This is a genomic window from Bacillus sp. FSL K6-1145 (assembly GCF_038003425.1).
GTDB classification, from domain to species: domain Bacteria; phylum Bacillota; class Bacilli; order Bacillales; family Bacillaceae; genus Bacillus; species Bacillus pumilus.
The window spans coordinates 2,927,872-2,943,689 of sequence record NZ_JBBOPC010000001.1 but is presented as its reverse complement, the minus strand read 5'-3'; the positions used below and the strand labels follow the sequence as shown (position 1 = coordinate 2,943,689).

Sequence of the window (15,818 nt, the reverse complement as noted above, 5' to 3'; positions counted from 1 at the left end):
ATGTGTAAATTTTTGAAATCCGCTCTTGAACTGTTTCGGAAAATCTTTTAAGATAAAGAAAGAGGCATTGCTTTTTTTTGGACAAAAAATGAATGACTGTTCATTCAAAATGTTTAGGGGGATATTTATGGGCAAACATATTCGCAAGGCGGCTGTCATTGGTTCAGGTGTCATGGGCTCAGGCATTGCTGCGCATCTAGCCAATATCGGGATACCAGTAACATTGCTAGATATTGTGCCAAACGAACTGACAAAGGAAGAAACGGCAAAAAAGCGAACGCTTGATCACCCTAGTGTTCGGAATAGATTAAGTCAAGAAGCGATGAAAAAATTGTTAAAGCAAAAGCCAGCACCTCTTACTTCAGCAAAAAACCTATCATACATCACACCGGGAAATCTCACAGATCACCTTTCCTTATTACATGATGCTGACTGGATCATTGAAGTCGTCACTGAAAAGCTCAGCATCAAACAACATGTATTCTCTCTCATCGACGAACACCGCAAAGAAGGCAGTATCGTATCAAGTAACACATCTGGAATTTCGGTTGAAAAAATGGCAGAAGGCCGATCAGAGGATTTTAAACGCCACTTTTTAGGTACACATTTTTTTAACCCAGCTCGTTATTTAAAGCTTTTAGAAATCATTCCTATTCAAGAAACAGATCCAGAAGTACTCCAATTTATGAAAACGTTTGGCGAGGATGTACTTGGTAAAGGCGTCGTTGAAGCGAAAGATACGCCGAACTTTATTGCCAATCGTATTGGTACTTATGGACTCCTTGTGACAGTGCGTGAAATGCTTGAAAACAAATACACCATTGGAGAGGTGGATTCGGTCACAGGACCCCTCATTGGAAGACCGAAAAGTGCGACCTTCCGTACACTTGATGTCGTAGGGCTCGACACGTTTTTCCATGTAGCCCGTAACGTATATGACCAAGTAGAAGGAAAAGAAAAAGATATTTTCCAGTTGCCTGAGTTTATTGAAAGAATGCTTGAAAAGGGATGGATTGGCAGCAAGGCAGGGCAAGGATTTTATCAAAAAAATGGAAAGACCATTTTAGAACTTGATCCTGTGACGCTCACATACGGAGAACGAACGAAGCTGAAAGATCCAGGCATTGAGATGGCGAAGCAGCAAAAGGGAACGAAAGCGAAATTGAAAGCGCTTATTTATCAAGATGGTCGTGCAGGACAATTGCTCTGGAACATGACGGCACCTGTGCTCCTTTACTCAGCTCAGTTAACAGGCGAAATTGCGGATGATATTCAGTCCATCGATAACGCAATGAAGTGGGGATTTGGCTGGCAGCACGGTCCATTTGAGCTCTGGGATGCAATTGGTGTGAAAAAAGCAGTCGAGCGCATGGAAGCAGAAGGTCACAGCATCCCGCAGTGGGTGCAAGACATGCTGTCAGAAGGACACGACACATTCTATCAAGAAAATGCTGATGGAGAGCGTGCGTTTTATCACAATGGGGCTTACGAACAGGAAAAAGGAAACGACAAGAATATTTCCTTAGCGAAATTGAAAAAGAAGAACGGCGTGATTTTCAAAAATGCTGGTGCGAGCTTGATTGATATCGGTGATGATGTCGCCTTGCTCGAATTTCACTCCAAAAGCAATGCCATTGGACTAGATGTCATTGACATGATCAATCGCGCTGTCGATGAGGTGGAACAGAATTATAGAGGGCTTGTCATCGGAAACCAAGGGAAGAACTTCTGTGTTGGCGCCAACCTTGCTCTCATTTTAATGGAGGCTCAGGACGATAATTTCTTTGAAATTGACTTTGTGATCCGCCGCTTCCAGCAGGCAATGATGAAGGTGAAATATAGCGACCGTCCAATCGTTGCTGCGCCGTTTGGTATGACACTTGGAGGCGGAACAGAGGTTTGTCTGCCGGCAGCAGCTATTCAGGCGTCGAGTGAAGCATACATGGGTCTTGTCGAAGCGGGAGTTGGGCTGATTCCAGGCGGCGGTGGAAACAAAGAATTATACCTTCGCCATCTGCAAGGATCAGCGAAGCCGTCACAGACCGCTATACAAGATGCCACGATGAAAACATTTGAAACGATTGCAATGGCTAAAGTATCCACTTCTGCTGAAGAAGCGCGGGATATGAACATGCTCCGCATGAGTGACCGAATCAGCATGAACGGAGACCACCAGATCTATGATGCGAAACAACTCGTGCTCTCTCTTGATGAAGCAGGTTATCGTGCACCGCTCAAGCAAAAGGTACCCGTCATGGGAGAAACAGGCTATGCAGCGATGATATTGGCGGCTGAAAATATGAGATTATCTGGATACATTTCAGAGCATGACATGACCATTGTTAAAAAATTAGCTCATGTTATTTCCGGCGGAAAACTGCCATTTGGAACAGAGGTAGAGGAGCAATACTTATTAGAGCTTGAAAGAGAAGCCTTTTTAAGTCTTGTAGGAGAAGTGAAATCACAAGCACGCATGCAGCACATGCTCGTCAAAGGAAAACCTTTACGTAACTAAGGGGGAGTCAAAATGAGAGAAGCAGTCATTGTCGCTGGTGCGAGAACACCAGTAGGGAAGGCGAAAAAAGGATCGTTAAAACATGTTCGGCCTGATGATATGGGCGCATTGTGTGTAAAAGAAACATTAAAGCGTGCTGGTGATTACGACGGACAGATAGATGATTTGATCATCGGATGTGCAACACCAGAAGCAGAGCAGGGGTTAAATGTGGCTCGGAATATTGGAGCATTAGCAGGGCTTCCGTATACAGTACCTGCCATCACCATCAACCGCTACTGCTCATCTGGTCTTCAGTCAATCGCTTATGCAGGTGAGCGGATTATGCTCGGTCAGGCAGAAACGATCTTAGCTGGAGGAGTCGAATCGATGTCACAGGTGCCGATGATGGGTCATTCCATTCGTCCGAATGCTCAATTGGCAGAACAAGCGCCTGAATACTATATGAGCATGGGGCACACGGCAGAGCAGGTGGCGCAAAAGTATCAGGTCACACGTCAAGAACAGGATGCCTTTGCGGTAAGAAGTCATCAAAAGGCAGCCAAAGCATTACAGGAAGGAAAATTTTCAGATGAAATTGTCTCCGTTGATGTAACAGAGCGGCGGGTAGGGGAGCAATATCAATTAGAAGAACATCAATTTAAGTTTTCACAGGATGAAGGCGTGAGAGCAGGGACAACGGAAGAGATTCTTTCTACTTTGCGTCCGGCTTTCTCGACAAAAGGCACGGTGACCGCAGGAAACTCTTCACAAACAAGTGACGGTGCTGCGTGTGTGATGATGATGGATCGTGAGAAAGCATCCTCACTTTCCCTTCAGCCGCTCGCCAAGTTCCGGGCGTTTGCTGTTGGCGGTGTACCGCCTGAGGTGATGGGAATCGGTCCAATTGAAGCCATTCCGCGTGCGCTGAAAATCGCTGGACTTGAGCTGAAAGATATCGGACTGTTTGAATTAAACGAAGCGTTTGCCTCTCAGGCCATTCAAGTCATTCGTCATTTAGGAATTGATGAAGAGAAAGTGAATGTCAATGGCGGGGCAATCGCGCTAGGACATCCGCTGGGCTGTACAGGAACGAAATTGACATTGTCACTCATTCATGAAATGAAACGGCGAAACGAGCAATTTGGCATCGTCACAATGTGTATCGGCGGGGGCATGGGAGCAGCAGGAATTTTTGAATTGATCTAAAGGGGGAAAACAGAATGAAAGCAATGGAAGAGGTAAAAAAGGGTGGAAGCTTCTTAATTGATGAAACGAATTATGAGCATATCTTTACACCAGAGGATTTCTCTGATGAGCATCAAATGATTGGAAAGACAACAGAGGATTATATTTTACAAGACGTTGTTCCATATATAGATCAAATTGAAAAGCATGAATTTGAGCATTCCGTCAGGCTTCTTAAAAAGGCTGGAGAGCTTGGGCTGCTAGGAGCTGACGTGCCTGAAGAATTTGGCGGGCTTGGATTAGATAAAATCAGTTCAGCCATTATTACCGAGAAATTCTCCAGAGCAGGGAGCTTCTCGCTTTCCTATGGCGCCCATGTCGGCATTGGGTCTCTGCCAATCGTGCTGTTTGGAAATCAAGCGCAAAAGGAAACATATCTTCCTGGACTCGCTTCTGGAGAAACAATTGCAGCGTACGCCCTCACTGAGCCAGGATCAGGCTCTGACGCCCTTGGAGCAAAGACAACTGCGGTCTTAAATGAAGCCGGAACTCATTATGTGCTGAATGGGGAAAAACAGTGGATCACAAACTCCGCATTTGCCGACGTCTTTGTCGTATATGCGAAAATTGATGGTGAACACTTCTCTGCTTTTATCGTAGAAAAGGATTTTCCAGGTGTCAAAACGGGACCTGAAGAGAAAAAGATGGGCATAAAAGGTTCATCGACAAGAACGTTAATTCTCGAAGATGCTCAAGTGCCGAAGGAGAATTTACTAGGTGAGGCTGGCAGAGGTCATGTCATTGCCTTTAACATTTTGAATATCGGACGCTACAAGCTGGCTGTCGGAACAGTTGGTGCGTCAAAACGTGTCATTCAATTATCGGCAGAATATGCAAACCAACGTAAGCAATTCCAAACGCCAATTTCTCGATTTAGCTTAATTGGTGAAAAAGTAGCCAACATGTCGGCAAAGCTCTATGCGATGGAAAGTGCTGTTTACCGCACAGTCGGATTATTTGAACAGCGCATGGGTCTATTAAGTGAAGAAGAGCAAAAGGATGGCAAACAAATTGCCCAGTCCATTGCAGAATATGCGATTGAATGCTCTCTTTGTAAAGTGCTTGGCTCTGAAACTTTAGACTATATAGCGGATGAGGGCGTGCAGATTCACGGCGGATATGGATTCATGCAAGAATACGAGGTCGAAAGAGCCTATCGTGACTCGCGGATTAACCGTATTTTTGAAGGGACTAACGAAATCAACCGTCTGCTTGTACCAGGCACATTCTTGAAGAAAGCGATGAAGGGAGAGCTTCCGCTGCTTCAAAAGGCGCAAACCTTACAGGAAGAGCTCATGATGATGATGCCGGAAGAGCCAGGTGATCAGCCGCTCGATCAAGAAAAATACTTGCTCGCCCATGCGAAAAAGATCGCCTTAATGGTATCTGGAATGGCGGCGATGAAGTATGGAAAAGCATTAGACAAAGAGCAAGAGATTCTTGTGAACATAGCGGATATCGTCAATGAAATTTTTGCTGCTGAATCGGCGATTCTGCGTACTGAAAAGGCAATCGCTGCATCAGGGCTAGATAAGAATACTCAAAAGCTTGCTTACACACAAATTTTCACGCAGGAAGCCTTCTTAAAAATTGAAGCTCATGCAAAAGAATCCTTGATCGCGATGGAAGAAGGAGATGCACTCCGCATGAGTCTGTCAGCTCTTCGCAAACTGACAAGATTCACCCCGATCAATGTCATCGCCAAAAAGCGCGAAGTGGCGAAACGAATCTTTGAAGCAGAGAAATATATCGTATAAGACGGCTTAAAAGGTGCGGATATCATTCCGCACCTCAGCGTGTAGACAAACCCTCGCATTCGTTGTCAGGTCTGCGCTCCGGTGCTCGTCCTTCCTAGACTTCAAAGGTTTTCTATCACGCTGAAAAGAAGACAAAGGGCTAAAATAAAATCATTTTAGCCCTTTGTCAACAATCTGAGGTGCGGGTATCACTCCGCACCTTTTTGTAAGCATACATTTAGGTTTTTAAAATATTTTGTGATAAAATGTTCCCACTACTTGCAGGAGGTGAAAATAGTGGCTTTAGATTTTTATGAATACCCATCTTGCGGTACATGCCGAAAAGCAAAAAAATGGCTGGAAGAACACAATAAAGACATCAACAGCATACATATCGTCGAAGAGACGCCTGATAAAGAAACATTAAAAGCGCTTTACGAAAAAAGTGGCTTAGAGCTGAAGAAGTTCTTTAATACAAGCGGACAGAAATACCGAGAGCTACAGCTGAAAGATCAACTTCCTGCAATGTCAGAAGGCGAGCAGCTAGAATTACTCGCATCTAACGGAATGCTGATCAAGCGCCCGATTACAACAGACGGTAAACGAGTCACAGTTGGATTTAATGAAGATACATTTAAAAGCGTCTGGAAATGATGTAACTTTCATTCAGATTGTGGTATCTTCAATATAGATTGAAAGAAAAGACTGGAGGGGTTTTGAATGAGCACACCAAAAGATTTACGTTATTCAGAAGAACATGAATGGGTCAAAGTAGAAGGAGATAAGGTGCGTATCGGTATTACGCATTTTGCTCAATCTGAGCTAGGCGATATCGTGTTCGTTGAGCTTCCTGAAGTAGGAGACAAAATTACAGCGGACGAGCCTTTCGGAAGTGTAGAATCTGTGAAAACAGTTTCTGAGCTTTACGCACCGATCAACGGTACAATCGTCGAAGTGAACGATGAGCTGGATGACAGCCCTGAATTCGTCAACGACTCTCCATACGAAAAAGCATGGATGATCGTGGTAGAGCCAGCTGATACATCTGAAATTGAGAACTTGATGACTGCTGAGCAATATGAAGAAATGACAAAAGAAGACTAATTCACGTGAAATTGGACACTCTACCTTTATGGGGGGGTGTCCAATTTGTCTTTTCAAAAAGAACATGTGGATATAACAGATCATGTCACTGGACGATTCAAAGAAAGCGGCATGGTGCTGTATCATCAAAATGAAGAGATTGGCACGATGATTAGTGAAAACCAATATGAGTTAAAATCAGGTTATTCCTATGAGCAAAATCGTTTTTATCGTCTGACGGATACATTGACCCACGGAACAGAAAAATATGTAGACTGTGATGATGAAAATGGCTGGTGCTAATCACAGATGAGGCTGCAGTGAGCATAAGCTGCAGTCTTTTTAGTGCAAGCGCCCAATCTTTACAACCTGAATGAAAAATTGTAATCTAAGGGAGAAGTGAACAACGTCAAAAGGGCCGGGTGATCGTGATGAATGTAGAGGTAGAAAAGGTCATCATTGTAGAAGGTAAAACAGACAAACAAAAGCTAAAAGAAGTCATAAGTGAACCTGTTACCATCATTTGCACCAATGGCACGATCAGTACATCGAAGCTGGATCAGCTCGTAGACGAATTATTGGGGAAAGACGTTTACATATTAGCAGACAGTGACGATGCAGGCGACAAACTGCGGAAGCAATTTCGAAAAGAATTCCCTGAAGCATTTCATCTTTTTGTCGACAGAACGTACCGCGAAGTGGCCGCTTCACCGTCAGCCCACATTGCATCTATCCTATTAGCTGCAAACATTGATGTTCATTCGAAATATTTATGAGGGTGGACGTATATGAAAGAGATTGAAGAACACGAATTCAAGGAGATAAAGGACGATTTATTTCTTTTATACTTATATACACCGTTTTGCGGAACATGTCAGTTGGCAAAGAAAATGCTGGCTGTCGTAAACACCATGCAGCCGGATGTACCTTTTTATGAAAATAACTTAAACTACTCACCATGCTTTGCGAAAGATTTTGAGATCGAAAGCGTTCCTTGCTTTCTACTGTTTAAAAAAGGTGAGCTGGTGCAAAAAGGCTATGCCTTTCACTCCGTTCCATATCTTCATGAAATGATTGAAACCGCTAAATAAAGCGGTTTTTTGTCATATTTCAAGCAATTCATCTGAAAATTTGTCGAGTTATTTATAAAGGACAAGCGAATGTTTGTAGAGAAATGTTATGTATAACCAAATGACAGGGAGGTTATACATGTGGAAAAAGTGAAAACCCATGGAAACACAGGACAGCGATTATTGCTAAAACCGCTGCTCTCATCATCATCCTTGAAGATTACATTTGAGGCGGAAACAGACTCTTGTACATTGATTGTGGATGAGCGTGGTGAAGTGAAGAAACTACCTGCAATTGAGTTATCGGATCTCATCTTTTATGGTGAGAGAAAAGAAATACTTCAATTATTAGATGGAGATATGTCCTTACAGCAGTTAATTAGCAGGGGACAAGTGAAAGTAAAAGGGTCATTCCGTGCGCTCCTAAGACTAGAGGCGGTACTTTGGCTGACGAACGGTTTTTTTCGAAAAATGATAACTTAGTCGTTTACTTGGAAATTAGCGATTTACAGCGTTGACATATCTCGGGTAGCATGATATTCTACGTTAGTAAAAACATGAACATCACATAAAACAACATATTTTCTCTTATTAAGAGAGGTGGAGGGACGTGCCCTATGAAACCCGGCAACCGTCAGCATAGCTGAAATTGGTGCCAATTCACTCAAAGCCGCAATGCTTTGAAAGATGAGAGAAAGGCGTATTGAACATAAAAGGCCTTTCTGCTTGCATTGCAGTTAGGTCTTTTTTACTGACCTCACGTCAGGCGAGAAGCATTACAGCAGGAAGAATAAATAACGTATGTGATGGCAACCTATAGATTCAGCAAGAAAGCAGGTGAACAGACTGTGATCCATTTACAGAATGTATCAAAAACGTACCACTCAAAAAGCGGAAATGTTGATGCCGTGAAAGACGTCAACTTGGATATTGGTAAAGGTGAAATATTCGGAATTATCGGGTATAGCGGTGCCGGAAAAAGCTCGCTTATTCGCCTATTAAACGGTCTGGAGCTGCCAACAGCAGGAATTGTTGAAGTGGCAGGCAACCGGATCAATGAAGTATCGAATGCGAAACTTCGGAAAGCAAGACAAGAAATCAGCATGATTTTCCAGCACTTTAACCTACTTTGGTCAAGAACAGTGAGACAAAATATTATGTTCCCGCTTGAGATCGCAGGTGTACCTACATCGAAACGGAGAGAGCGTGCGAATGAACTGATTAAATTAGTCGGTTTAGAAGGAAAAGAAAATGCGTATCCGTCTCAGCTTAGCGGCGGACAAAAGCAGCGTGTGGGGATTGCGAGAGCATTAGCAAATGATCCAAAGGTTCTTCTTTGTGACGAAGCAACATCAGCGCTTGATCCGCAAACAACGGATTCTATCCTTGATCTTTTAGCAGATATCAATAAACGACTTGGGCTGACGATTGTGCTGATTACACACGAAATGCATGTCATTCGCAAAATTTGTCATCGCGTCGCGGTCATGGAAAATGGACGCATTGTCGAAGAAGGCGAAGTATTACGCGTCTTCAGACAGCCGAAGGAAGAGATGACGAAGCGATTTGTACAGCAGCTTGCTGAACCAGAGGAAGCGAAAGAAACAATCGAGCACGTCTTAGAGCGTGTAAAAGAAGGTCAGGTCGTACGGTTGTCCTTTATTGGCGATTCTGCCGAGCAACCGCTGATCACTGAAATCATTCGATCCTTCAATGTCGATGTAAACATCCTTCAAGGAAAGATTTCTCAAACGCAGGAAGGCGCGTTTGGAACACTCTTTATCCATATAAATGGAGAAGAGACCGAGGTAGAAAAAGCCATCGCCTATATCCAAAGCAAACAGGTTGAAATTGAGGTGATGACACATGTTTGAGAAATGGTTTCCAAACGTTGATCTAGACGTCATCTGGAGTGCAACAGGTGAAACAGTGTATATGACACTCATTTCATTGGCATTTGCTTTTGCAATCGGGATTATCCTAGGACTCCTGCTCTTCCTTACAGGAAAAGGCGGTCTTTGGGAAAATAAACCGATCAATGCTGTCATCGGTGCAGTCGTCAACATTTTCAGATCGATTCCTTTTATCATTTTAATTATTCTTTTATTAGGGTTCACGAAATTCTTAATGCATACAATTCTAGGTCCAAATGCAGCACTCCCTGCCCTTGTCATTGGGTCAGCTCCATTCTATGCACGTCTTGTCGAAATCGCACTGCGTGAGGTAGACAAAGGAGTCATTGAAGCAGCACGGTCAATGGGAGCGAAAACGTCGACCATCATTTTCAAAGTATTGCTGCCAGAATCATTGCCAGCCCTCATTTCAGGTATTACCGTAACAGCGATTGCTTTAATTGGCTCAACTGCGATTGCAGGTGCAATTGGAGCAGGCGGACTTGGTGACCTTGCTTATGTGGAAGGATACCAATCTGGTAATACAGATGTTACACTTGTTGCCACTGTGTTTATTCTCATCATCGTCTTTATTATTCAAATAATCGGTGATTTGATTACAAATAAAATTGATAAACGTTAAGGGAGGATTTATTCATGAAGAAATTGATTTTAAGTGCACTATTTCTAGCATTTGCAGGCATCTTAGCTGCATGCGGTTCATCTAATAACGCAAGTGATAGCAAAACCATTACGGTTGCCGCTTCAAAAACACCCCATGCCGAGATTCTTGAAGAAGCAAAACCACTTCTAAAAGAAAAAGGCTACGATCTAAAAGTGAAAGTACTTAGTGATTATAAAATGTACAACAAAGCGTTAGCTGAAAAAGAAGTGGATGCAAATTTTTTCCAACATATCCCTTACTTAAATGAAGAAAATAAATCAAACAAAGATTACAACCTAGTTAGTGCTGGTGCGGTTCACCTTGAGCCTTTCGGTATCTACTCTAAGAAATACAAATCAGTAAAAGATATTCCAAACGGCGGCACGATCATCATGACAAACAACGTAGCTGAACAAGGCCGTATGCTTGCACTATTGCAAAATGCTGGTGTCATTAAGATTGATCCTAAAGTTGATACAATCAACGCAACAGTAAAGAACATCAAAGAAAACCCGAAGAACCTAAAGTTCAAAAAAATCGCTCCTGAACTAACAGCGAAAGCTTATGAAAACAGTGAAGGCGATGCCGTGTTTATTAACGTCAACTATGCGATTCAAAATAAATTGAATCCGAAAAAAGATTCAATTGAACTTGAGCAAACAAAGAACAACCCATATGCAAACATCGTGGCGGTTCGCAAAGGTGAAGAAAAATCAGATAAGATCAAGACATTAATGGAAGTTCTTCACTCTGATAAAATCAAAGAATTCATCGACAAAAAATATGACGGTGCTGTACTACCGGTATCTGAATAACAATGTGTTAACCTCGCTTTCATCAAAGCGAGGTTTTTTTGTGTATTTTTTCAAATCTCGCTCATAATAAAAATGTACAAATGACCTGAAGGGATGGAATGAAGATGAATGAACAGCATATGAGCGGATCCATGCAGCAATCACTGACTGATTATAAAACGGCAATGGGTGAATTTCAGAAGAAAATGCCGGTGTTTGGGAAGAAATTCAATGAATTCACGGAGCAGTGCTTTCAGAGCGATTCATTAACGCAAAAGGAAAAACAAATGATTGCCCTTGGCATCAGTATTCATGCACAGGATGAATACTGCATGATTTATCATACAAAGGGAGCGCTCGATCAAGGCGCGACAGAAGAGAATTTGCTAGAGGTCGTCAGTGTGGCGGCAGCGTTCGGCGGCGGTGCTGCACTAAGTCAAGGCATCACAGTTGTTCAGCAATGTATTGACGAATTTGGAGGACAGACGCATTAAGGGAAGGATAAGATGGCATTTATCCATATCAGGGAGTTGAGTCCTTCTCAGCCGATTGTGTGAGAAAATATGCCAGCATAGCGCGTCATATCCCTTTTGAGTGAAGCCACATGTCTTTGATACAATGAAGCTACACTCAAAGAAGGGAATGGTTTATTATTTGTTCGGACCATAGTACACTGGGATTGGATTATACCGCCGAGATGGAAAAGGCCATGCATAAGGCTCATGGCATGAGCTATGCAGAGTACGAAAGAGACCATGACTTACGGATGAAAGTGGAATATAAACGAGAGCAGTCCTATCGAGATGAGAAAAGACAGCTCGCAAAAATGAATATACGAGGCTATTAAATAGCTAAGGGGCGGGGAGAACAGATTCCCGTCCTTTCTTTATGAAAACAGTCTTTTCGACATAAATCCTTTTATCTACCGGCTTTTTTTGTTAGAATTTTGAGAGCATCCTCTCACGCATATCGTGAATGTGTTGTATTCAGTTTTAATTTGTTATAAAATTAGAATGAGAATAAATTGAGAATAATGATTATTTTGGAGGTATCGATATATGACTGCTTCGACATTAACAATTAAGGACTTGCACGTTGAGATTGAAGGGAAAGAAATCTTAAAGGGTGTAAACCTCGAGATAAAAGGTGGAGAATTCCACGCAGTAATGGGACCAAACGGTACAGGTAAATCAACTTTATCTGCTGCCATTATGGGTCACCCTAAATATGAAGTAACAAAAGGTAGCATTTTGCTTGATGGCGAAGATGTACTTGAAATGGAAGTAGATGAGCGCGCTCAAGCAGGTCTTTTCCTTGCGATGCAATACCCATCTGAAATTAGTGGTGTGACAAATGCGGACTTCCTTCGTTCAGCTATTAACGCTCGCAGAGAAGAAGGCGATGAAATCTCTCTAATGAAATTCATCCGCAAAATGGACGAAAACATGGAGTTCCTTGAAATGGACCCAGACATGGCGCAACGCTACCTAAACGAAGGTTTCTCAGGCGGAGAGAAAAAACGCAATGAAATTCTTCAATTAATGATGATTGAGCCTAAAATTGCGATCCTTGATGAAATCGATTCTGGTCTTGATATCGATGCGTTGAAAGTGGTTTCTAAAGGAATTAACAGAATGCGCGGCGAAAGCTTCGGCTGCTTAATGATCACTCACTATCAGCGTCTACTGAACTACATCACACCAGATCACGTTCATGTCATGATGCAAGGACGTATCGTGAAATCTGGCGGACCAGAGCTTGCACAACGTCTAGAAGCAGAAGGCTATGACTGGATTAAAAAAGAGTTAGGAATTGAAGACGAAACTGTTGGTCAAGAAGCGTAAGCGTTAGGAGGATTATTGATGACATTAGAAACGAAATTATCAGTAGATCAAGATTATGTCAAAAGCTTCTCCGAGAAGCATCAGGAACCGGCATGGATGAGTTCCCTTCGCTTACAGGCTCTTGAAAAAGCAGAAGACCTTCCAATGCCAAAGCCTGACAAAACGAATATTTCTAAATGGAATTTAACCAATTTCAAACAGCATACAGTCGAAAGTGCGCCATTTGGATCATTAGAAGAGCTTCCTGAAGAAGTGAAATCTCTCATTGATTTAGAGGACACGGATAAGACAGTCTACATTCAGCGTGATCAAACGCCAGCATACTTGTCTCTTTCAACGGAAGCGAAAGACAAAGGCGTGATCTTCACTGATCTTCATACAGCGCTTCGCGAACATGGTGATCTAGTGAAGAAATACTTCATGACGGATGCAGTGAAAGTAGATGAGCATAAACTAACAGCTTTACATGCTGCTTTAGTCAATGGCGGAGCTTTCCTCTATGTACCAAAAAATGTAGAACTTGAAGCGCCAATTCAAGCCATCTACCTGCATGAAAATGACGACACGACTTTGTTCAATCATGTCATCGTCGTAGCAGACGATCATAGTGCAGTGACATATGTAGAAAACTACATTAGTACAGCAAAACCTGAAGAAGCAATCTTCAATATCGTGTCCGAAGTGTTCACGGGAGCTAATGCCCGCGTCACATACGGCGCAGTAGATAACCTTTCAGAAGGTGTCACAGTCTATGTGAACAGACGCGGTATGGCAAGTGGCCGTGACAGTAAAATCGAATGGGCGCTTGGCCTTATGAATGATGGAGACGTCGTGTCTGAAAACATCACAAAGCTTATGGGCGACGGGACATTCGGTGATACAAAATCAGTTGTTGTCGGCCGCGGGAATCAAACGGAAAACTTTACAACAAGCATCATCCACTTCGGTAAAAACTCTGAAGGGTATATCTTGAAGCATGGTGTGATGAAGGATCAAGCATCCTCTATCTTTAACGGAATTGGTAAAATCGAGCATGGCGCAACGAAGTCAAATGCCGAGCAGGAATCACGTGTTCTCATGCTGAGTGAAAAAGCACGCGGTGATGCAAACCCAATTCTATTAATTGATGAAGATGATGTAACAGCAGGGCATGCTGCTTCTGTTGGACGTGTCGATCCAATTCAACTCTATTACCTCATGAGCCGCGGGATTTCCAAAGAAGATGCAGAAAGACTTGTGATTTATGGCTTCTTAAATCCAGTCGTCAAAGAACTGCCGATTGAAGGAGTTAAAAAGCAGCTCGTTTCTGTGATTGAAAGGAAAGTAAAATAATGAATATCAAAGACGTTCGTGAGCAATTTCCAATCCTTCATCAGCAAGTGAACGGACATGATTTGGTGTATTTGGACAGTGCAGCGACTTCTCAAAAACCAAGAGTGGTCATTGATGCAATGAATGAGTATTACCGGTCTTACAACTCGAACGTCCACCGGGGTGTTCATACCCTTGGCACAAAAGCAACGGACGCATACGAGGGTGCGAGAGAGAAAGTTCGTGCATTCATCCGTGCTTCATCTGTCCAAGAAATTATTTTTACTAGAGGGACAACAACTGCACTAAACACAGTGGCGATCAGCTATGCTAGAGCAAACCTCAAAGAAGGCGATGAGATTGTCATTACGCACATGGAGCACCATGCAAATATCATCCCTTGGCAGCAAGCAGCAAAAGCAACTGGCGCCACATTGAAATATATTCCGTTACAGGAAGACGGCACGCTATCGCTGGAAGATGTGAAGCAAACAATCACACATCAAACGAAAATCGTCGCTGTCACACATGTTTCAAACGTATTAGGAACCATCAACCCGATTAAAGAAATCGCCAAAATAGCCCATGATCATGGGGCAATCATTGTAGTCGATGGTGCACAAAGCACGCCGCATATGCAAATTGATGTTCAGGATCTAGATTGTGACTTTTTCGCATTCTCCGGGCATAAAATGTGTGGACCGACTGGCATCGGTGTGCTTTACGGGAAGAAGGACCTTTTGAATAATATGGAGCCTGCTGAGTTTGGCGGTGAAATGATCGACTTTGTGGATCTGTATGATTCTACTTGGAAAGAGCTCCCGTGGAAATTTGAAGCGGGAACACCGATTATTGCCGGAGCAGTTGGACTAGGAAAAGCGATTGATTTCTTAAATGACATTGGTATGGAGGAAGTCAGCCGTTACGAGCATCAGCTTGCCACTTATGCGCTTGAGCGCTTCAAGGAGCTTGAAGGTGCGACTGTTTATGGACCGCAGCACCGAGCTGGGCTTGTGACGTTTAATTTAGATGACGTCCATCCGCATGATGCGTCGACTGTTCTGGATACGGAAGGTGTCGCCATTCGTGCTGGACATCACTGTGCACAGCCGCTCATGAAATGGCTTGGTGTATCAGCGACTGCAAGAGCAAGCTTCTATCTGTACAATACAGAAGAAGAGATTGACAAACTCATTGCGGCGCTCCGTAAGACAAAGGAGTATTTTACGAATGTCTTTTAATGTAAACTTAGACACACTGTATAGACAAGTGATTATGGATCATTATAAAAATCCGAGAAACAAAGGTGTGTTAAACGACAGCATTGTCGTCGATATGAACAACCCAACGTGTGGTGACCGCATTCGTCTCACGATGAAAATCGAAGACGAAAAAGTCATGGATGCGAAATTTGAAGGAGAAGGATGCTCCATTTCGATGGCATCTGCCTCTATGATGACGCAGGCGATTAAAGGGAAAGATATTGAAACAGCTTTGAAAATGTCTCAGATTTTCTCCGATATGATGCTAGGAAAAGAATACGACGATTCCATTGATCTTGGTGACATTGAGGCGCTGCAGGGAGTGGCAAAATTCCCTGCCCGCATCAAATGTGCAACATTATCCTGGAAGGCGCTTGAAAAAGGCGCATCTGCCGAAGATAACGGCAAATCATAAGATTG

18 protein-coding genes and 1 riboswitch are annotated in these 15,818 nt (G+C 43.0%); all 18 genes read left to right on the top strand.

Annotated features, from left to right (window positions below; genetic code table 11):
• Nucleotides 1–127: 127 nt before the first annotated feature.
• The 18 genes from MHH41_RS15020 to sufU all read left to right on the top strand — a co-directional run bounded on the left by MHH41_RS15020 (nucleotide 128) and on the right by sufU (nucleotide 15,813).
• Complete coding sequence (locus MHH41_RS15020; RefSeq protein ID WP_340866515.1) at nucleotides 128–2,515, top strand: 3-hydroxyacyl-CoA dehydrogenase/enoyl-CoA hydratase family protein; 2,388 nt, start codon at nucleotides 128–130, stop codon at nucleotides 2,513–2,515.
• A gap of 12 nt (nucleotides 2,516–2,527) precedes the next feature.
• Nucleotides 2,528–3,703, top strand: a complete 1,176-nt coding sequence (locus MHH41_RS15015) for an acetyl-CoA C-acetyltransferase (protein ID WP_335343202.1) — start codon at nucleotides 2,528–2,530, stop codon at nucleotides 3,701–3,703.
• A 14-nt stretch (nucleotides 3,704–3,717) separates the two neighbouring features.
• Nucleotides 3,718–5,499: an acyl-CoA dehydrogenase family protein gene (locus MHH41_RS15010; protein ID WP_251190843.1), complete on the top strand. Its 1,782-nt coding sequence runs from the start codon at nucleotides 3,718–3,720 to the stop codon at nucleotides 5,497–5,499.
• Nucleotides 5,500–5,775: 276 nt separating this feature from the next.
• Complete coding sequence (locus MHH41_RS15005) at nucleotides 5,776–6,132, top strand: arsenate reductase family protein (protein ID WP_003213086.1); 357 nt, start codon at nucleotides 5,776–5,778, stop codon at nucleotides 6,130–6,132.
• A 66-nt stretch (nucleotides 6,133–6,198) separates the two neighbouring features.
• A complete protein-coding gene (gene gcvH / locus MHH41_RS15000; RefSeq protein WP_003213614.1) occupies nucleotides 6,199–6,582 on the top strand; it encodes a glycine cleavage system protein GcvH in 384 nt (127 codons plus the stop codon).
• A gap of 45 nt (nucleotides 6,583–6,627) precedes the next feature.
• Nucleotides 6,628–6,864, top strand: a complete 237-nt coding sequence (locus MHH41_RS14995) for a YusG family protein (protein WP_003212882.1) — start codon at nucleotides 6,628–6,630, stop codon at nucleotides 6,862–6,864.
• A 128-nt stretch (nucleotides 6,865–6,992) separates the two neighbouring features.
• Entirely contained in the window at nucleotides 6,993–7,337 is a 345-nt protein-coding gene (locus MHH41_RS14990) for a toprim domain-containing protein (protein WP_003213068.1), read from the top strand.
• A gap of 12 nt (nucleotides 7,338–7,349) precedes the next feature.
• Entirely contained in the window at nucleotides 7,350–7,652 is a 303-nt protein-coding gene (locus MHH41_RS14985) for a thioredoxin family protein (RefSeq protein WP_050944089.1), read from the top strand.
• A gap of 120 nt (nucleotides 7,653–7,772) precedes the next feature.
• Nucleotides 7,773–8,114 (top strand): SCP2 sterol-binding domain-containing protein, encoded by a 342-nt coding sequence (locus MHH41_RS14980; protein WP_003212918.1) that lies wholly within the window; start codon nucleotides 7,773–7,775, stop codon nucleotides 8,112–8,114.
• A gap of 102 nt (nucleotides 8,115–8,216) precedes the next feature.
• Nucleotides 8,217–8,325, top strand: a riboswitch (SAM riboswitch).
• 154 nt (nucleotides 8,326–8,479) lie between these two features.
• Nucleotides 8,480–9,505, top strand: coding sequence for a methionine ABC transporter ATP-binding protein (locus MHH41_RS14975; RefSeq protein WP_050944687.1), 1,026 nt, complete (start codon nucleotides 8,480–8,482; stop codon nucleotides 9,503–9,505).
• Nucleotides 9,498–10,166 carry a methionine ABC transporter permease gene (locus MHH41_RS14970; RefSeq protein ID WP_024423401.1) on the top strand — a complete coding sequence of 223 codons (669 nt, stop codon included), beginning with the start codon at nucleotides 9,498–9,500 and terminating at the stop codon, nucleotides 10,164–10,166. The genes MHH41_RS14975 and MHH41_RS14970 overlap by 8 nt, the downstream gene beginning before the upstream one ends.
• A gap of 14 nt (nucleotides 10,167–10,180) precedes the next feature.
• The gene (gene metQ / locus MHH41_RS14965; protein ID WP_003212678.1) at nucleotides 10,181–11,002 is read left to right on the top strand and encodes a methionine ABC transporter substrate-binding lipoprotein MetQ; all 822 of its coding nucleotides are present in this window, start codon (nucleotides 10,181–10,183) and stop codon (nucleotides 11,000–11,002) included.
• Nucleotides 11,003–11,106: 104 nt separating this feature from the next.
• Complete coding sequence (locus tag MHH41_RS14960; protein ID WP_003212803.1) at nucleotides 11,107–11,475, top strand: carboxymuconolactone decarboxylase family protein; 369 nt, start codon at nucleotides 11,107–11,109, stop codon at nucleotides 11,473–11,475.
• 215 nt (nucleotides 11,476–11,690) lie between these two features.
• Nucleotides 11,691–11,828: a hypothetical protein gene (locus MHH41_RS14955; protein WP_162839378.1), complete on the top strand. Its 138-nt coding sequence runs from the start codon at nucleotides 11,691–11,693 to the stop codon at nucleotides 11,826–11,828.
• A gap of 211 nt (nucleotides 11,829–12,039) precedes the next feature.
• On the top strand, nucleotides 12,040–12,825 hold the full coding sequence (gene sufC / locus MHH41_RS14950) for a Fe-S cluster assembly ATPase SufC (protein WP_003213654.1): 786 nt from the start codon (nucleotides 12,040–12,042) through the stop codon (nucleotides 12,823–12,825).
• A gap of 18 nt (nucleotides 12,826–12,843) precedes the next feature.
• Nucleotides 12,844–14,157, top strand: coding sequence for a Fe-S cluster assembly protein SufD (gene sufD, locus MHH41_RS14945; RefSeq protein WP_003213450.1), 1,314 nt, complete (start codon nucleotides 12,844–12,846; stop codon nucleotides 14,155–14,157).
• On the top strand, nucleotides 14,157–15,377 hold the full coding sequence (locus tag MHH41_RS14940) for a cysteine desulfurase (protein WP_137054427.1): 1,221 nt from the start codon (nucleotides 14,157–14,159) through the stop codon (nucleotides 15,375–15,377). Before sufD ends, MHH41_RS14940 begins: the two co-directional genes overlap by 1 nt.
• Nucleotides 15,367–15,813, top strand: a complete 447-nt coding sequence (gene sufU, locus MHH41_RS14935; protein WP_003212941.1) for a Fe-S cluster assembly sulfur transfer protein SufU — start codon at nucleotides 15,367–15,369, stop codon at nucleotides 15,811–15,813. The genes MHH41_RS14940 and sufU overlap by 11 nt, the downstream gene beginning before the upstream one ends.
• The last annotated feature ends 5 nt before the right edge of the window (nucleotides 15,814–15,818 follow it).